The sequence below is a fragment of the Enterobacter sp. ECC_219_Taxon_10 genome (assembly GCF_058354905.1).
In genome coordinates this window covers 3,812,644-3,830,888 of sequence record NZ_CM178005.1, presented here as the reverse complement: position 1 = coordinate 3,830,888, position 18,245 = coordinate 3,812,644, and the positions used below count along the sequence as shown (strand labels likewise).

Annotated in this window: 16 protein-coding genes; 12 read left to right on the top strand and 4 right to left on the bottom strand. The window is 61.3% G+C overall.

What is annotated here, in order from left to right; translation table 11 throughout:
• The first annotated feature begins 55 nt into the window (after positions 1-55).
• From AC4ICF_RS18130 to hycI, 8 genes are read left to right on the top strand one after another with little or no spacing between them, the layout of a single operon-like run.
• Complete coding sequence (locus AC4ICF_RS18130; protein ID WP_163330102.1) at positions 56-664, top strand: 4Fe-4S dicluster domain-containing protein; 609 nt, start codon at positions 56-58, stop codon at positions 662-664.
• Entirely contained in the window at positions 661-2,475 is a 1,815-nt protein-coding gene (gene hycC, locus AC4ICF_RS18125) for a formate hydrogenlyase subunit 3 (RefSeq protein WP_316380145.1), read from the top strand. The genes AC4ICF_RS18130 and hycC overlap by 4 nt, the downstream gene beginning before the upstream one ends.
• A gap of 1 nt (position 2,476) precedes the next feature.
• Positions 2,477-3,400 carry a respiratory chain complex I subunit 1 family protein gene (locus tag AC4ICF_RS18120; RefSeq protein ID WP_439210002.1) on the top strand — a complete coding sequence of 308 codons (924 nt, stop codon included), beginning with the start codon at positions 2,477-2,479 and terminating at the stop codon, positions 3,398-3,400.
• Between the two features lie 15 nt (positions 3,401-3,415).
• Complete coding sequence (gene hycE / locus AC4ICF_RS18115; RefSeq protein ID WP_439210001.1) at positions 3,416-5,125, top strand: formate hydrogenlyase subunit HycE; 1,710 nt, start codon at positions 3,416-3,418, stop codon at positions 5,123-5,125.
• A 9-nt stretch (positions 5,126-5,134) separates the two neighbouring features.
• Positions 5,135-5,677: a formate hydrogenlyase complex iron-sulfur subunit gene (locus AC4ICF_RS18110; RefSeq protein WP_316380148.1), complete on the top strand. Its 543-nt coding sequence runs from the start codon at positions 5,135-5,137 to the stop codon at positions 5,675-5,677.
• On the top strand, positions 5,677-6,444 hold the full coding sequence (locus tag AC4ICF_RS18105; RefSeq protein ID WP_166712215.1) for an NADH-quinone oxidoreductase subunit B family protein: 768 nt from the start codon (positions 5,677-5,679) through the stop codon (positions 6,442-6,444). Before AC4ICF_RS18110 ends, AC4ICF_RS18105 begins: the two co-directional genes overlap by 1 nt.
• Positions 6,441-6,851, top strand: a complete 411-nt coding sequence (locus tag AC4ICF_RS18100) for a formate hydrogenlyase maturation HycH family protein (protein ID WP_116343439.1) — start codon at positions 6,441-6,443, stop codon at positions 6,849-6,851. The genes AC4ICF_RS18105 and AC4ICF_RS18100 overlap by 4 nt, the downstream gene beginning before the upstream one ends.
• The gene (gene hycI / locus AC4ICF_RS18095; protein WP_316380149.1) at positions 6,844-7,317 is read left to right on the top strand and encodes a hydrogenase maturation peptidase HycI; all 474 of its coding nucleotides are present in this window, start codon (positions 6,844-6,846) and stop codon (positions 7,315-7,317) included. Before AC4ICF_RS18100 ends, hycI begins: the two co-directional genes overlap by 8 nt.
• 66 nt (positions 7,318-7,383) lie before the next feature.
• Here the strand turns inward: hycI and AC4ICF_RS18090 are convergent, their stop codons facing one another.
• Positions 7,384-8,808, bottom strand: coding sequence for a 6-phospho-beta-glucosidase (locus AC4ICF_RS18090; protein ID WP_316380150.1), 1,425 nt, complete (start codon positions 8,806-8,808; stop codon positions 7,384-7,386).
• Between the two features lie 18 nt (positions 8,809-8,826).
• Positions 8,827-10,278, bottom strand: coding sequence for a PTS cellobiose/arbutin/salicin transporter subunit IIBC (gene ascF / locus AC4ICF_RS18085; RefSeq protein ID WP_116343436.1), 1,452 nt, complete (start codon positions 10,276-10,278; stop codon positions 8,827-8,829).
• A gap of 213 nt (positions 10,279-10,491) precedes the next feature.
• On the opposite strand from ascF, the gene AC4ICF_RS18080 reads away from it, so the two are divergent.
• The 4 genes from AC4ICF_RS18080 (at position 10,492) to AC4ICF_RS18065 (ending at position 15,429) form a co-directional block, all read left to right on the top strand.
• The gene (locus AC4ICF_RS18080; RefSeq protein WP_116343435.1) at positions 10,492-11,505 is read left to right on the top strand and encodes a LacI family DNA-binding transcriptional regulator; all 1,014 of its coding nucleotides are present in this window, start codon (positions 10,492-10,494) and stop codon (positions 11,503-11,505) included.
• Positions 11,506-11,636: 131 nt separating this feature from the next.
• The gene (gene hydN, locus AC4ICF_RS18075) at positions 11,637-12,182 is read left to right on the top strand and encodes an electron transport protein HydN (RefSeq protein WP_316380151.1); all 546 of its coding nucleotides are present in this window, start codon (positions 11,637-11,639) and stop codon (positions 12,180-12,182) included.
• 6 nt (positions 12,183-12,188) lie between these two features.
• Complete coding sequence (hypF, locus tag AC4ICF_RS18070) at positions 12,189-14,405, top strand: carbamoyltransferase HypF (RefSeq protein WP_316380152.1); 2,217 nt, start codon at positions 12,189-12,191, stop codon at positions 14,403-14,405.
• A 1-nt stretch (position 14,406) separates the two neighbouring features.
• Positions 14,407-15,429 (top strand): HoxN/HupN/NixA family nickel/cobalt transporter, encoded by a 1,023-nt coding sequence (locus AC4ICF_RS18065; protein WP_316380153.1) that lies wholly within the window; start codon positions 14,407-14,409, stop codon positions 15,427-15,429.
• A gap of 113 nt (positions 15,430-15,542) precedes the next feature.
• On the opposite strand, the gene norW is transcribed toward AC4ICF_RS18065, so the two are convergent.
• Both norW and norV read right to left on the bottom strand, forming a co-directional pair.
• Positions 15,543-16,676 (bottom strand): NADH:flavorubredoxin reductase NorW, encoded by a 1,134-nt coding sequence (gene norW / locus AC4ICF_RS18060; protein WP_316380154.1) that lies wholly within the window; start codon positions 16,674-16,676, stop codon positions 15,543-15,545.
• Positions 16,673-18,115 (bottom strand): anaerobic nitric oxide reductase flavorubredoxin, encoded by a 1,443-nt coding sequence (gene norV, locus AC4ICF_RS18055; RefSeq protein ID WP_316380155.1) that lies wholly within the window; start codon positions 18,113-18,115, stop codon positions 16,673-16,675. The genes norW and norV overlap by 4 nt, the downstream gene beginning before the upstream one ends.
• Between the last annotated feature and the right edge of the window lie 130 nt (positions 18,116-18,245).

Genomic DNA, 18,245 nt, shown 5'->3' with positions numbered 1-18,245 from the left:
TGTCGATGAGACAGTTTTTCGTCGTCAAAAATGACCATCACCTGAGGATTGCCCGGTGAACCGTTTTGTAATTGCTGACTCGACGGTCTGTATTGGCTGTCGAACCTGTGAGGCGGCGTGCTCGGAAACGCACCGCCTGCACGGGCTGCAGTCCATGCCGCGCCTGCGCGTCATGCGTAATGAAAAAGAGTCTGCCCCGCAGCTCTGCCACCACTGTGAAGATGCCCCGTGTGCGGGCGTGTGCCCGGTTAACGCCATCACCCGCGTCGATGGCGCGGTCCAACTGAACGAAAGCCTGTGCGTCAGCTGCAAGCTGTGCGGCATCGCCTGCCCGTTCGGCGCCATTGAATTTTCCGGCAGCCGCCCGCTGCATATCCCGGCGAACGCCAATACCCCGAAAGCGCTGCCTGCGCCACCCGCTCCGGCGAAGGTGAGCACGCTGCTGGACTGGGTGCCCGGCATCCGCGCTATCGCGGTGAAGTGCGACCTGTGCAGCTTTGACGAACAGGGCCCGGCCTGCGTGCGGACCTGCCCGACCAAAGCGCTGATCCTGGTCAACATCCGCGACATCGCCCGCACCAGCAGGCGCAAGCGCGAGCTGACCATTAATACCGACGTCGGCGATCTTTCGCTTCTGCAGTCGCTTAACGAGGGGGCGAAATGAACGCGATATTTATGATTAACAGCGCCGTGGCGTACTTTGCCGCTGCCGCCGTGCTGGCGCTGGTGTTCTCTTTCCATAAAACCCTGAGCGGCTGGATAGCCGGTATCGGCGGGGCGGTCGGCAGCCTGATGACGCTGGCCGCTGGCGGCGTGGTTCTGCTCGGCGGACAATCCGTGGAAACACTTATGCCGCTGATTCGCCACACCGTGGCGATTACACCGCTAAACGCCATCTGGCTGGTGACCTTTGGCCTGTGCGGGCTGTTTATCAGCCTTTTCAATATTGACTGGCACCGTCATCAGCAGGTCAAAGCCAACGGCCTGCTGGTGAACCTGCTGATGGCCACGGCGGTCTGCACGGTTATCGCCAGCAACCTCGGTGCGCTGGTGGTGATGGCGGAGATCATGGCCCTGTGCGGCGTGTTCCTGACGGGCTGCAGCGCCTCCGGCAAGCTGTGGTTTGCGCTCGGTCGCCTCGGGACGCTGCTGCTGGCGCTGGCCTGCTGGTTGGTGTGGCAGCGTTTCGGCACCCTGGACTTTTCCGCGCTTAACGGCCAGACGCTGGGCAACGACGTCTGGCTGCTTGGCGTAGTCGGCTTTGGCCTGCTGGCCGGGATTATCCCGCTGCACGGCTGGGTGCCGCAGGCGCATGCGAATGCCCCGGCGCCGGCTGCCGCGCTGTTCTCCACAGTGGTGATGAAGGTGGGGCTGTTCGGTATCCTGACCCTCACGCTGACCGGCGGTCAGCCGCCGCTGTGGTGGGGCGTGATGCTGCTGATTGCGGGCATGGTCACCGCGTTCGTTGGCGGGTTGTACGCCCTGATGGAGCACAACATTCAGCGCCTGCTGGCGTACCACACCCTTGAAAACATCGGCATCATCCTGCTCGGTATGGGCGCGGGCGTCGCCGGGCTGGCGCTTAACCAGCCGGCGCTGATTGCTGCCGGGTTTATCGGCGGCCTGTATCACCTCGTCAACCACAGCCTGTTTAAAAGCACCCTCTTCCTCGGGGCGGGTAGCGTCTGGTTCCGCACCGGCCATCGGGATATCGAAAAGCTCGGCGGCATCGGCAAAAAGATGCCGGTGATTTCACTCGCCATGCTGGTGGGGCTGATGGCGATGGCTGCGCTGCCGCCGCTGAACGGCTTTGCCGGGGAGTGGGTGATCTACCAGTCCTTCTTCGCGCTCGGTCAGAGCGATCTCTTTATCGCGCGCCTGTTAGGCCCGCTACTGGCAGTCGGGCTGGCGATTACCGGGGCGCTGGCGGTGATGTGCATGGCGAAGGTTTACGGCGTGACCTTCCTCGGCGCGCCGCGCACCCGTGAAGCTGAAAACGCCTGCTGCGCACCGGTACTTATGTGTGCCAGCGTGGTCGCGCTGGCGCTGTGCTGCATTGCGGGCGGGGTTGCCGCGCCGTGGCTACTGCCGCTGCTGGGCAACGCCGTTCCGCTGCCGCTGACCACGGCGCATACCGTCGTATCCCAGCCGATGATGGCGCTGCTGCTGGTTGCCGCACCGCTGCTGCCATTCGTGCTGATGCTGTTCTTTAAACGCGACCGACTCGCCTCCCGCTCGCGCGGCGCGGCGTGGGCCTGCGGCTACGAACACGAGCAGTCGATGGTCATCACCGCCCACGGTTTCGCCATGCCGGTGAAGGAAAACTTCGCCGCCGTGCTGAAGCTGCGCCGCTGGCTGAACCCGGTGGGCTGGGTACCGGGCTGGCAGAGCGCTGCCGCACCCGCGCTGTTCCGCCGTCTGGCGGTCATCGAGCTGGCGGTGCTGGTGGTTATTGTGATTTCACGAGGAGCCTGACATGAGTCTGTTACTGGCAATTCTTCAGGCGCTGGTGCTGTTCGCCGCCGCGCCGCTGCTGTCGGGCATCACTCGCGTGGCGCGCGCCCGGATGCACAACCGCCGAGGGCCTGGGGTGCTCCAGGAGTACCGCGATCTCTTCAAGCTGCTTTCTCGTCAGAGCATGGCCCCGGACGCCGCAGGCTGGGTCTTCCGCCTGACGCCGTTCGTGATGGTTGGCGTGATGCTGACCATCGCCACCGCTCTGCCGGTGGTGACGGTGGCGTCGCCGCTGCCGGCGCTCGGCGATCTGATCACGCTGATTTACCTCTTCGCCATCGCCCGTTTCTTCTTTGCGATTGCGGGCCTGGACACCGGAAGCCCGTTTACCGGCATCGGCGCCAGCCGCGAGGCGATGCTCGGCGTGCTGGTGGAGCCGATCCTGCTGCTGGGGCTGTGGGTCGCCGCGCAGGTGGCCGGTTCCACCCATATCAGCTTTATCACCGACACCGTTTATCACTGGCCGGTGGCCCGCTCCATTCCGCTGGTGCTGGCGCTCTGTGCCTGCGCGTTCGCCACGTTTATTGAGATGGGCAAACTGCCGTTCGATCTGGCGGAAGCCGAGCAGGAGCTGCAGGAAGGTCCGCTTACCGAGTACAGCGGATACGGCTTCGCGGTGCTGAAGTGGGGCATCAGCCTCAAGCAACTGGTGGTGCTGCAGATGTTTGTCGGCGTCTTCTTCCCGTGGGGACAAATGACGCACTTCACCGCGGGTGGTCTGGTGCTGGCAGTCGTGATTGCCGCCCTCAAGCTGCTGGTCGGCGTGCTGGTGATTGCCCTGTTTGAAAACAGCATGGCGCGCCTGCGTTTTGTCGAAACGTCACGCATCACCTGGGCCGGTTTTGGTTTTGCATTTTTAGCGTTCGTCTCCTTGCTGGTGGCGTGATTAAAGAGAATTTTTATGTCTGAAGAAAAGAAAGGTCAGCAGTATCTCGCCGCGTTGCATCAGGCTTTCCCCGGCGTGGTGCTGGAGGAGTCCTGGCAAACTAAAGACCAGGTAACGGTCACCGTGAAGGTGAACTACCTGCCGGAAGTGGTGGAGTTTCTTTACTACCGTCAGGGCGGCTGGCTGTCGGTGCTGTTCGGTAACGACGAACGCCAGCTGTGCGGCAACTATGCGGTGTACTACGTGATGTCGATGGAGCAGGGCGAGAAGTGCTGGCTCACCGTGCGCGTCGAAGTCGACCCGAATAAGCCGGAATACCCGTCTGTCACGCCGCGCGTGCCTGCCGCCGTCTGGGGCGAACGCGAGGTGCGCGACATGTACGGCCTGGTGCCGGTCGGCCTGCCGGACGAGCGCCGCCTGGTGCTGCCGGACGACTGGCCGGACGAACTCTACCCGCTGCGCAAAGACAGCATGGACTACCGCCAGCGCCCGGCGCCGACCACCGACAGCGAAACCTACGAGTTCATTAACGAGCTCGGCAGCAAGAAGAACAACGTGGTGCCGATCGGCCCGCTACACGTCACCTCCGACGAACCGGGCCACTTCCGCCTGTTCGTCGACGGCGAGAACATCATCGACGCCGACTACCGCCTGTTCTACGTCCATCGCGGCATGGAAAAGCTGGCGGAAACCCGCATGGGCTATAACGAAGTGACGTTCCTCTCTGACCGCGTGTGCGGCATCTGCGGCTTTGCCCACAGCACTGCCTATACCACATCGGTGGAAAACGGCATGGGGATCGTCGTGCCGGAACGCGCGCAGATGATCCGCGCCATTCTGCTGGAGGTGGAACGCCTGCACTCGCACCTGCTCAACCTCGGCCTTGCCTGCCACTTCGTTGGCTTTGACTCCGGGTTTATGCAGTTCTTCCGCGTACGCGAAGCGTCGATGAAGATGGCGGAGATCCTCACCGGGGCGCGTAAAACCTACGGTCTGAACCTGATCGGCGGGATCCGTCGCGACCTGCTGAAGGACGACATGATCCAGACCCGCCAGCTGGCCCAGCAGATGCGCCGCGATGTGCAGGAGCTGGTGGATATGCTGCTCAGCACGCCAAACATCGAGCAGCGCACCGTCGGCATCGGCCGCCTTGACCCGGAAATCGCCCGCGACTTCAGTAACGTCGGCCCGATGGTACGCGCCAGCGGCCACGCCCGCGACACCCGCGCCGATCACCCGTTTGTCGGCTACGGCCTGCTGCCGATGACCGTGCACAGCGAGCAGGGCTGCGACGTCATCTCGCGCCTTAAGGTGCGCATCAACGAGGTGTTCACTGCCCTGAATATGATCGACTTCGGCCTCGATAACCTGCCGGGCGGCCCGCTGATGGTGGAGGGCTTCACCTACATCCCGAACCGCTTCGCCCTTGGCTTTGCCGAAGCACCGCGCGGGGACGACATTCACTGGAGCATGACCGGCGACAACCAGAAGCTGTACCGCTGGCGCTGCCGCGCGGCCACCTACGCCAACTGGCCAACCCTGCGCTATATGCTGCGCGGCAACACGGTTTCCGATGCGCCGCTGATCATCGGCAGCCTCGACCCGTGCTACTCCTGCACCGACCGCATGACCGTCGTGGACGTGCGTAAGAAGAAAAGCCAGGTGGTGCCGTACAAAGAGCTTGAGCGCTACAGCATCGAGCGTAAGAACTCGCCGCTGAAATAAGGACTCGCCATGTTTACCTTTATCAAAAAAGTCATCAAAACCGGCGTGCAGACCAGCAGCTATCCGCTGGAGCCGATGCCGGTGGACAAAAACTTTCGCGGCAAGCCGGAGCACAATCCGCAGCAGTGCATCGGCTGCGCGGCCTGCGTCAACGCCTGCCCGTCGAACGCCTTAACGGTGGAAACGGATCTCAAAACCGGCGAGCTGGCCTGGCAGTTCAACCTCGGGCGCTGCATCTTCTGCGGCCGCTGCGAGGAGGTCTGCCCGACGGTAGCCATTCGCCTGTCGCAGGAATACGAGCTGGGGGTGTGGAAGAAAGAGGATTTTCTGCAGCAGTCGCGCTTTGACCTGTGCAACTGCCGCGTCTGCCAGCGCCCGTTCGCCGTGCAAAAAGAGATCGACTACGCCATCGCGCTGCTGCAGCACAACGGCGACGCCCGCGCGGAGCATCACCGTGAAAGCTTCGAAACCTGCCCGGCGTGCAAGCGTCAGAAGTGTCTGCTGCCGTCCGACCGCATTGATATCACCCGCCACATGAGAGAGGCCAGCTGATGGAAAACCTACTGGGCCCGCGCGACGCTAACGGCCTTCCGGTGCCGATGACGGTGGACGAATCCATCGCCAGCATGAAGGCGTCGCTGCTGAAAAAAATCAAACGCTCGGCCTACGTTTACCGCGTGGACTGCGGCGGCTGCAACGGCTGCGAGATCGAGATCTTCGCTACCCTGTCGCCGCTGTTTGACGCCGAGCGCTTCGGTATCAAAGTCGTGCCGTCCCCGCGTCATGCGGACATCCTGCTGTTTACCGGCGCCGTCACCCGCGCCATGCGCTCGCCCGCGCTGCGCGCCTGGCAGTCCGCACCGGACCCGAAAATCTGCATCTCGTACGGCGCCTGCGGCAACAGCGGGGGCATCTTCCACGACCTTTACTGCGTCTGGGGCGGCACAGATAAAATCGTGCCGGTGGACGTCTATATTCCAGGCTGCCCGCCGACGCCCGCCGCAACGCTGTACGGCTTTGCGATGGCGCTCGGCCTGCTGGAGCAGAAAATCCACGCCCGCGAGCCGGGCGAGCTGGACAACAAGCCTGCTGCCATTCTGCACCCGGACATGGTGCAGCCGCTGCGGGTGAAGGTTGACCGCACGGCGCGGAAACTGGCGGGCTATCGCTATGGCCGCCAGATTGCCGACGATTATCTGCGCCTGCTGAGCCAGGGCGACCATCAGGTGGCGCGCTGGCTGGAGGCCGAGAACGATCCGCGTCTTAATGAGATTGTGGCGAATCTGAACAGCATCGTGGATGAGGCGCGTATCCGATGAGTGAAACGGTGGTGTTCAGCCAACTGAGCCGTAAGTTTATTGATGAGAACGATGCCACGCCGGATGCGGCGCAGCAGGTGGTCTATTACAGCCTGGCGATTGGGCATCACCTTGGGGTGATTGACTGCCTGGAGGCGGCGCTGAGCTGCCCGTGGCCCGAGTATCTGGCGTGGATCGCCACGCTGGAGGAGGGCAGTACGGCGCGGCGCAAGATGGAGGGCGTGCCGAAGTACGGCGAGATCGTCATCGACGCCAACCACATTGCGATGCTCGCCAACGCCTTTGACGCGGCGCTCTGCAGGCAAACCCCGGCGCAGCAGGCGTGGAGCACAACGCTGCTCGGCATGTTGCACGATATTCATCAGGAGAGCGCCATCTACCTGATGGTGAGGAGATTACGTGACTGACGTTTTACTGTGTGTCGGCAACAGTATGATGGGCGACGACGGCGCGGGTCCGCTGCTGGCAGAAATGTGCACCGCGAACCCGCAGGGCAACTGGGTAGTGATTGACGGCGGCAGCGCGCCGGAAAATGACGTGGTCGCCATACGCGAGCTGCGTCCGGAGAGACTGTTAATCGTCGATGCCACCGATATGGGGCTCAACCCCGGCGAGATCCGCCTGATAGACCCGGACGACATCGCCGAGATGTTTATGATGACGACGCACAATATGCCGCTGAACTACCTGGTCGATCAGATTAAAGACGACGTGGGCGAGGTGCTGTTTTTGGGGATCCAGCCGGACATTGTCGGATTTTATTACCCGATGACGCCGCCGGTGAAAGAGGCGGTGGAAGTGGTCTATTCACGGCTTGCGGGGTGGGCTGGAAAGGGTGGATTTGAACCCCTCACCCCGGCCCTCTCCCCATAGGGGAGAGGGTGTGTTTTGTTCCCTCTCCCCTATGGGGAGAGGGTTAGGGTGAGGGGTAAGGACAGGCTACTCCAGATCCCCCCCGTTACTCGCAATCACCTTCTTATACCACCAGAACGATTTCTTGCGCTTGCGCTCCAGCGTGCCGTTCCCGGCGTCATCGCGGTCAACGTACACAAACCCGTAGCGCTTGCTCATCTCCCCGGTTGAGGCAGACACCAGGTCGATGCAGCCCCAGGTGGTGTAGCCCATCAGCGGCACGCCGTCCTCAATCGCGTCGCCCATCGCGCGGATATGCTCGCGCAGATAGCTGATGCGGTAGTCGTCGTTGATCTCGCCGTTTTCATCAATGACGTCCTTCGCCCCGAGGCCGTTTTCAACCAGGAACAGCGGCTTCTGGTAGCGGTCGTACATCATGTTCATGGTAATGCGCAGGCCGAGCGGATCGATGCCCCAGCCCCATTCACTCACCTGAATATGCGGGTTGCGCAGGGACTTCACGATGTTCGCCGCGCTGGTGTTGCCCGCGTTCATGTCCGCCGACGCGCAGCGCGAGGCGTAGTAGCTGAACGAGACAAAATCGACGGTGTTTTTCAGAAGTAGATCGTCGCCGGGATCTTTCACAATCACCACGCCTTTCTCGCGGAACACGCGGGCAGAATAGGCCGGATAGCTGCCGCGCGCCTGCACGTCGATAAAGAACAGGTTCTCGCGGTCTTTCTCCAGCGCCATCCACACGTCTTCCGGCTTGCAGGAGTAGGGGTAGAAGTTCCCGCCCGCCAGCATGCAGCCGACCTGGTTTTCCGGGTTCACCTCATGGGCTATTTTGGTCGCCAGCGCGCTTGCCACCAGCTCATGGTGCGCGGCCTGGTATTTCACCTGGTCTTCGTTTTCACCTTCCTCAAACACCAGCCCCGCGCCAGAGAACGGGCTGTGCAGCATGATGTTGATTTCGTTGAAGGTCAGCCAGTATTTCACCAGCCCGTTAAATTCTTCAAAGCAGGTGCGGGCGTAGCGGGCGAAGAAATCGACCATCTTACGGTTGCGCCACGAGCCGTACTCCGTCACCAGGTGCATCGGCACGTCGAAGTGGCACAGGGTGACCAGCGGCTCAATATTGTACTTTTTGCACTCCTCGAACACCGCGCGGTAGAAGGCAATACCCTCTTTGTTCGGCAATGGCTCGTCGCCGTTCGGGTAGAGACGGCTCCAGGCAATCGAGGTGCGGAACACCGTAAAGCCCATCTCCGCCATCAGGGCGATGTCTTCTTTGTAGCGATGGTAAAAATCAATCGCCTCGTGGCTCGGGTAGAATTCGTCGTCACGCAGCGAAAAACGCTTTTCCTGACCGATCTTCACCGCCAGACGATGCGCGCCGTGGGGGATCATATCGACCGTTGTCAGTCCTTTGCCGCCCTCACGGTAAGCACCTTCACACTGGTTGGCGGCAAGCGCGCCGCCCCATAAAAATCCTTGTGGAAAAACAGACATTCTTACCTCGCTTTCAATTTATGCTTTTGCTGCGTTGTTCTGAACCGGTGCGGTCTGCAGGGCGCGCGCTTTTTCAGCTTCGTCTTCGACCGGGATATCCTCAAACCCTAAAAGCAGGGTCAGAACAAACGACAGCACCACCGCCAGCCCCATTACGCCAAACACCCAGACGATGGTCATCGGGTTAGACGGGTCGAAGAACTGCACGCTGGTGAATAGCCCCGGCGCCGCCATCGAGTGGCTGGCGAGACCGGCCATACCGGCGACCGCCCCGCAGATAAAGCCGCTGATCAGGCTCGCAATCAGCGGACGTTTCAGACGCACCGCCACGCCGTACAGCGCCGGTTCAGAGATCCCCGCCATAATGGCGGAGGCCGCTGCCGCCAGCGCCGTCTGGCGCAGCTCCGGGTTTTTGGTTTTCCACGCCACCGCCAGCGACGAGCCGCCGAGCGACAGGTTAGCGCCGATTTCCGACGGCATGACCATCCCTTCCTTGCCCGTTTCGGCGATGGTCTGAATGATGGTCGGCGTAAACACGCGGTGCATCCCGGTCATCACCAGCAGCGGCCAGAGTGCGCCCATGATGGCGACGGAGAGCCAGCCCAGATAGCCGTGAATGGTGTAGACCAGCGCGGAGATGGCGCTACCGATCCAGATCCCGAGCGGGCCAATCAGCACGATGGCGAGCGGGGCGGCAATCAGCACGATCAGCATCGGCTTCAGGAAGTTTTTGGTTACCGCCGGGGTAATGCGATCTACCCAGCGTTCGATGTACGACAGGCACCAGGTCATCACCAGTGCCGGGATGACGGTGTAGGTGTATTTCACCGCCGTCACCGGAATAAAGGCGAACTCAACGTGTTCGCCCTGCGCGGCTTTCGCCATCAGCTCGATAAAGCTCGGGTGTACCAGCACGCCCGCGATGGCGATCGCCAGAGACATATTGGTTTTGAACTTCACCGCCGCCGAGGCCGCTACCATCAGCGGCAGGAAGAAGAACGCGCCGTCGCCGATGACGGTCAGAATGGTGAGCGTCGGCGCGCCTTTTGGCAGCACGCCGGTCATCTCAAGGATCATCGCCAGCAGCTTGACCATCGAACCGCCGATGATCGCCGGGATCAGCGGGGACATGGTGCCGATCAGCGCGTCGAGGATCCCGGCACCAATGCGGCGTAAGGTCAGTTTCTGCGGACCTTCCGGTACGGCAGGCTGCAGGCTGGTTGGCAACAGGCTCACCACTTCGCGGTACGCCTGTGAAACGGTGTTGCCAATAATGACCTGACACTGGTTGTCATTGCGCACCACGCCGAGCACGCCGCTGATGCTTTTCAGGCGCGCAACGTCGGTGAGGGTTTCGTCTTTCAGAACGAAACGCAGTCGCGTCATGCAGTGGGTGACGGCGACGATGTTCTCTTTGCCGCCCAGCGCGCTGATAACGTCGTTCGCCAGCGCAGCGTAATTTTTGGCCATCGGATGTGATCCTGTTATCGTTGTGTGAAATGTAGGAAACCGGTTCCACATAATCATCATGAGTTTCTTTTGATGAAACAAGATCGCTTTTTGAACATTTTTCTTTTTCGTGATTCAGATCGCAATGAGATGCCGAAAGCGTGATGTTGCCGCTGCGACAATTTTTCCGCGGTGCAGTACACTGCCCGCATGAGTTTCGGATGGAAGAACAGTATGACCACGATGCTGGAAGTGGCGAAGCGGGCAGGCGTTTCGAAAGCGACGGTTTCCCGGGTGTTGTCGGGTAACGGCTACGTTAGCCAGGAGACCAAAGACCGGGTGTTTCAGGCCATTGAAGAAAGCGGCTATCGCCCGAATTTGCTGGCGCGCAACCTGGCGACCAAACGCACCCAGACCCTGGGGCTGGTGGTGACGAACACCCTTTATCACGGCGTCTACTTTAGCGAACTGCTGTTTCACGCCGCGCGGATGACGGAAGAAAAAGGGCGGCAGCTGATCCTCGCCGACGGCAAGCACAGCGCCGAAGAAGAGCGCGAGGCGATCCAGTATCTGCTGGATATGCGCTGCGATGCGGTGATTATCTACCCGCGTTTTCTGAACGTGGAAGAGCTGGACGAGCTCGTCGAGAAATGCGAGCAGCCGATTATGGTGCTCAACCGTCGCCTGCGGAAAAACAGCAGCCACAGCGTCTGGTCCGATCATAAAGCCTCGTGTCAGGACGCGGTGTCGCAGCTGATTGCAAAAGGGCACCGGGAGATTGCGTTTATCACCGGCTCGATGGATTCCCCCACCGGGGTCGAGCGTCTTTCCGGTTACAGGGATGCGCTGGCGCAGCACGCTATTCCGCTGCGCGAGGGGCTGATTGCGCAGGGGAAGTGGAACCCCACCAGCGGCGCGGCGGCGGTTTCTGAACTGCTTGCTCGCGGGGAACGCTTTACCGCGCTGGTGGCGAGCAATGACGATATGGCGATCGGCGCCATCAAGCAGTTGCACGACAGCGGCGTCGCTACGCCGGACGCGGTATCCGTCATCGGTTTTGACGACGTGGCCATCGCGCCCTATATCGTGCCATCGCTCTCCAGTGTGCGTATTCCGGTGACGGAGATGATTCAGGAGACCATCAGCCGCCTGATCTTCATGCTCGACGGCGGGGAGTTTAAATATCAGCAAACCTTCTCCGGCGAGCTTGTCCTGCGCGACTCCGTCATTGATGGCCCGTACCGCTGACGTCGACATCTGTCATCGTCACTAATGACGATGACAGAAAATTTGTTTTACATTTCCATTAAAATCAAACATTTAAATGTTGGCACGGTTTATGAATAGCTTCGCGCATAACAGTTATGCCGGAGAAGCAGATGAACCGTTTTATTATGGCCGATGCCAGTAAGTGCATTGGTTGCCGTACCTGTGAAGTGGCGTGCGTGGTTTCCCATCAGGCGGAGCAGGACTGCGCCTCTCTCACTCCTGATACTTTCCTGCCGCGCATCCACGTCATTAAAGGCGTGAATATTTCCACCGCCGCCATCTGTCGCCAGTGCGAAGACGCACCGTGCGCCAACGTCTGCCCGAACGGGGCGATTAAGCGCGAGAAGGGCTTTGTGCGCGTGATGCAGGAGCGCTGTATCGGCTGCAAAACCTGCGTTGTCGCCTGCCCGTATGGCGCGATGGAGGTGGTGGTTCGTCCGGTGGTGCGCAACAGCGGTATGGGGCTGAGCGTGCGGGCAGAGAAGGCCGAAGCCAATAAATGCGATCTTTGCTTTCACCGCGAAGCCGGCCCGGCCTGTATGGAAGCCTGCCCGACGCACGCGCTGGTCTGCGTGGATCGCGATAAGCTTGAGCAGATGAGCGCCGAAAAGCGCCGTCGCGCGGCGTTCGACACATCGTCATCGCTGCTGTTTTAAGCCGCGATGAGCGTTAACGGCGTACAGCTTCGGGTGCGGGGCAAGGTGCAGGGCGTGGGGTTTCGGCCCTTCGTCTGGCAGCTGGCGCACCGGCTGAAGCTTGTGGGCGATGTCTGCAACGACGGAGAGGGTGTTCTGGTGCGCCTCGCGGGTAATGGGGGGGACTTTACCGCGAGGCTGCGCCAGGACTGCCCACCGCTGGCGCGTATCGACGAGGTTGATACGCAGCCCTACAGCTGGTCTGGCGTGCCGACGGAATTTACCATCCGCCAGAGCGAGCGCGGAGCGATGGACACGCAAATCGTGCCGGATGCCGCCACCTGTCCGGCGTGTCTGGCTGAAATGCGCGACCCTGGCGAGCGCCGCTACCGTTACCCGTTTATCAACTGCACCCACTGCGGGCCGCGGTTTACTATTATCCGCGCGATGCCCTACGACCGTCCGGCCACGTCGATGGCCGCATTTCCGCTGTGCGCGCCGTGCGAAACCGAGTACCGCAACCCGGCTGACCGGCGTTTCCACGCCCAGCCGGTGGCCTGCCCGGACTGCGGGCCGCAGCTGGAATGGCAGGCCGGAGATGCCGTTGCTGCCCGTGAATCGGCTTTACGCGCGGCGGTGGCGATGCTGAAAGGCGGCGGCATTGTCGCGGTTAAAGGGCTGGGCGGTTTCCACCTCGTCTGCGACGCGCTGGATCCGCAGGCGATACTGAAACTGCGGATGCGCAAGCAGCGCCCGACGAAGCCGCTGGCGGTGATGATCCCGGATGCGAACGACCTGCCGGAGACGATACAGACGCTGCTACGCTTGCCCGCCGCACCGATTGTGCTCACGCCAAAAGCCTCGCTTCCCGCGTTTCCCGAGGAAATTGCGCCGGGGCTCGACTGCATTGGCGTGATGCTGCCCGCGAACCCGCTCCAGCATCTTCTGATGATGGACTGCCGGCGCCCGCTGGTGATGACCTCCGGCAACCTCAGCGGCAGACCGCCTGCCGTCACTAACCAGCAGGCGCTGGAGGAGCTCAGCGGCATCGCGGACGGCTTCCTGCTGCATAACCGCGACATCCTTCAGCGCATGGATGATTCGGTGATGGATCGGGATGGCGCTATCCTGCGTCGCGCGCGCGGCTTTGTGCCGGACGCCGTCACGTTGCCCGCGGGTTTTGAGGATATCCCAGCCATGCTGTGCACCGGTGCAGAGATGAAAAACACCTTCTGCCTGGTGCGCGGGAACCAGGCGGTACTGAGCCAGCACTTTGGCGATCTCAGCGACGAGGGCGTCGAGGCGCAATGGCACAGCGCGCTCTCGATGATGCAGGACATCTATGCCTTTCAGCCGGAGCGCGCGGTGTGCGATGCCCATCCGGCGTACCGAGCCCGACGGTGGGCGCAGGAGCAGGCGCTGCCCGTCGAAACCGTGCTGCATCATCACGCCCATGCGGCGGCGTGTCTGGCGGAGAACGGCTGGCCGCTCGACGGCGGAGACGTTATCGCCCTGACGCTGGACGGGATCGGCATGGGTGAGAACGGCGCGCTGTGGGGCGGCGAGTGCCTGCGGGTCAACTATCTCGACTGCGAACGGCTCGGCGGCCTGCCTGCCGTTGCGCTGCCGGGGGGCGATCTGGCGGCGACGCAGCCGTGGCGAAATTTGCTTGCCCACTGTCTGGCGTTTGTCCCGGACTGGCAGCAGTACCCGGAAACGCGGGCAGTCCAGCGTCAAAACTGGCCACTGCTGGCAACGGCTGTGTCGCGCGGCATCAACGCGCCGCGGGCGTCTTCCTGCGGTCGTCTGTTTGACGCCGTCGCCTGCGCGCTGGGCATCGACGCGCAGCGCTACGAAGGCGAAGCGGCCTGTCGGCTGGAGGCGCTGGCATCGCAGTGCGCGGGGGTTGACCATCCGGTGACGCTGGAAGTGGATAACCTCGCGCTGTTCTGGCGGCAGTGGCTGAGCTGGCAGGCGGAGCCCCGCGAGCGCGCGTGGGCCTTTCACGACGCGCTGGCAAAAGGACTGGCGCAGCTCGCCGCATGCCATGCCCGACGCCTGTCGCTGTCGACAATCTGCCTCAGCGGCGGCGTGTTGCACAACCGTCTGCTGCGCGCGCGCCTGCGTCACTATCTTTCTGACTTTACGCTTCTTTTTCCTTCGCGCCTGCCCGCAGGTGACGGAGCGATCTCCTTCGGGCAGGCGGTGGTCGCCGCTGCCCGGTCATGTTCAAAAAGGATTTAAAATGTTACGACTGTTACGCAACGAACCTCGCGCCGCGCTTTTGCTGCTGGCTCTGGTAATGGCAAATCTGCTGGCCTGGGGATGGGCATGGCACACCTTCAGCGGCAGCACGGCGCTGATGGCGGCCAGCCTGCTGGCGTGGTGCTACGGGCTGCGTCACGCCGTGGACGCCGACCACATCGCGGCCATTGATACCGTGACGCGTAAGATGATGCAGCAGGGCAAGCGCCCGTCCGGGGTGGGGGCGTGGTTCTCGCTGGGTCACTCCACCATTGTGGTGCTGGCCTCCATCGCCATCGCCGCCACCGCCACGGCGTTTCAGAAAAACATGGCATGGTTCCACGAGACCGGGAGCCTGATTGGCACCGCGGTCTCCGCCACCTTCCTGCTGGCGATGGCGCTGGTGAATATGGTGATCCTTCGCGGGGTCTGGCGCAGTTTTCAGGCGCTGAAAAAAGGCCAGCCGGTGCAGGGAGACATCACGCTGCCTGCCCAGGGCGGCGTCATGAACTGGTTGTTTGGCAAAACCTTCCGCCTGGTGAATAAAAGCTGGCAGATGTACCTGGTCGGTTTCCTGTTTGGCCTTGGCTTTGACACGGCCACCGAGATCGGCGTGCTGGGGATCTCTGCCGCCAGCGCCTCCAGCGGCATGTCGGTATGGTCAATCATGATCTTCCCGGCGCTGTTCGCCAGCGGCATGGCGCTGGTGGATACTCTCGATAACCTGCTGATGGTCGGCGCTTATGGCTGGGCGTTTGATAAACCGCAGCGCAAGCTCTACTACAACATGACCATCACCGGCACCTCCGTGGTGGTGGCGCTGTTTATCGGCGGGCTGGAAGCGCTGGGCCTGCTGATGGACAAATTTGCCCTCAGCGGCGGCGTCTGGGATCTGATCGGCGCGATAAACGACAACCTGGGCAACGCCGGGTTTGTGGTGGTCGGGCTGTTTGTCGCCTGCTGGCTGATCTCCATGGTCAACTACCGTTGGCGCGGCTACGACGCGCTGGTGGTGCGTTCCTGAACTACCCAGCCCTGTTTTTGCCCGGCGGCGCTACGCTTGCGCGGGCCTACAAGGTTTACCGTTTTGGGGTTGAGTAGGCCGGGTAAGCGGAGCGCCACCCGGCATTGCGAGGGTTAAGCAGGTAGCGATTTCAGCAGCGTGAACGCCTCCTTCATCCGGTCTTCACTGACGACAAAGGCGCGTATCTGACCCTCGCTGTCCGCACCTCGCGCGACCATTCCCTGTGGTTCGAGGGTAATTTGCCAGCTCAGATCCTGACGCTGCGTTTCACCTGCGAGATGCAGCGGTAATTCCGGCGTTTTTACTTTTACCAGCATGGCGGGCAATTTCAGCGGCGCGCTGCTGCCGAGCAGATTTTTCGCCAGATACATTGCGCTTAACTGAATCGGCTGCAAAAAGGGCAGCACCTGACCGTTAATTTCCGCACAGTCGCCCAGGGCATAAATGTCCGGCCGCGTGGTTTGCAGGTAGCTGTCTACCTTCACGCCGCGGTTTATCTCAGCCCCTGCGCGATGCGCCAGCGCGGTTTCCGGGCGCAGCCCCGTCGCGGCAACCACCGCATCCACTTCTACGCTGCGGCTGCGGTCGAGCGTGGCGCGAATACCGCCTTCGGTTTTGCTCAGGCTCTGCAGCTGCGATTTCAGCAGCAGATGGACGCCCATATCGGTCAGACGATGCTGTAAGCGACTGCTTACTTCTGCGGGCATCAGCGCCGACAGAATACTGGCCGCGTGGTCAACCAGGGTGACGGATTTCCCCGCGCGGCAGAAATCCATCGCCAGCTCGGTGCCGATCAGCCCGCCGCCGACAATCATCACCCGTTGCGCATCGCGGAGCAGGGTTTCGCTGGCCTGGTACTCCTGCTGGCTGTTGAGGGTAATCATCAGCTCGCGGCCCTCAACCGGCGGCACAAAGGCAGATGCCCCGGTCGCCAGCACCAGCCTGTCGTACTGCCAGGTTTTCTCTTTCGCTTTCACCACGTGGGCGTCGGCGTCGATGTCGGTGATCCAGGTGTACGGAAACAGACGCAGGTTAAACTGCTCCGCGAACTCCCCCGCCGTCTGGCGGGTGAGGTCTTCGGCGCGCTGATTCTGGCTGATGACGTGGCTTAAATCAGGCTTGTTGTACTCGTCCATGCTGTCAGCGGCAATCACCGTCAGCGGCACGTGAGCGTCCTGCTTGCGGATATTTTTCACCAGCTGGCGGGCGGCAAAGCCCGAGCCGATGATAACGATGCCGTTGCTCATTTTGCCTCCGCTGCCAGTTCGTCAAAGACGTCTTTGCCGAGGGAACATTCCGGGCAGAGGAAGTTGTCCGGCACCTCGCTCCACGGCGTGCCCGGGGAGACATCCTGCAGCGGCTCGCCCTGCTCAGGATCGTAGATCCACTGGCAGACGCTGCACTGCATGCGCGGGCCGAGATCGGCGCTGGCGGCCACGTCACAGGTTTGCGGCTGTTCGGCGAGTGTTGCAGCGGCATCAGGAAGCGGTGCGAGCGCCCACTGACGGGCAATGTCGCGACCGTGCTGGCGGCAGATTTCCAGCGCGTCAAGGTCAGGACGCCATTTCGCCTTCAGGCTCAGGGACATCTCAAAACCGGCATCCTGTAAACGGGTGGAGAGACGGTCTACCGCGCCGCCGCTCCAGCCGTGTGAACCAAAGGCGCTGGCGCGTTTGTTGCGAAAGCGCAGACCGGTCATCTCTTCCACCAGGCCGGCAATTTTCGGCATCATCACGTTATTCATGGTGGAGGTGCCCACCAGCACGCCCTTAGAGCGGAAGACGTTGGTCAATACCTCGTTCTTATCGCTGCGCGCCACGTTGAAGATTTTCACCGCCACGTTCGGGTCCACTTCGTTGATGCCCTGGGCAATGGCGTCCGCCATCATGCGGGTGTTGTTGGACATGGTGTCGTAGAAAATCGTAATGCGGTCTTCCTGATAATCTGCCGCCCATTTCAGGTACAGCTCCACAATCTGGGTTGGGTTTTCACGCCACACCACGCCGTGGGAGGTGGCAATCATCTCCACCGGCAGGTTGAAGCCGAGGATCTCGGTGATTTTCGGCGTCACCAGGCGGCTGAACGGGGTCAGGATGTTGGCGTAGTAACGCTGGCACTGTTCGAACAGCTCGGCTTGGTCCACTTCGTCGTTGAACAGGCGCTCGTCGCAGTAGTGCTGGCCGAAGGCGTCGTTGCTGAACAGCACCGCGTCGCCGGTCATGTAGGTCATCATGCTGTCCGGCCAGTGCAGCATCGGGGTTTCCACAAAGATCAGCTGCTTGCCGTTGCCGATATCCAGCGCGTCGCCGGTTTTCACGGTGTGGAAGTTCCACTCCGGATGGTGATGGTGGCCGTTGATCGAGTCGATGGCGTTGGTGGTGCAGTAGACAGGCGTATTCGGAATGTAAGACATCAGTTCGGTCAGCGCACCGGCGTGATCTTCTTCCGCATGGTTGATGATGATGTAGTCGATGTCGTTCAGATCGATTTCGCTGCGCAGGTTCTGCACGAACTCGCGGCTGAATTTGTGATCGACGGTATCGATCAGCACGTTTTTACCTTCGCGAATGAGATAGCTGTTGTAGCTGCTGCCGCGCAGCGTTTTGTATTCCGTCCCGTGGAAATCGCGCACTTCCCAGTCACGTTGACCCACCCAATGAATGTTATTTTTAACCAGAATAGACATAGCAACCTCAGCGTAATACAGCGTTTCAAATAAGATGCTGTACCTATATCAAGGTGCGTGCCAACTATTTAATTGATTGATAATATTGAGTTTATAAATGTATTGTCCGTAAAGGATAGTCATTGTGACT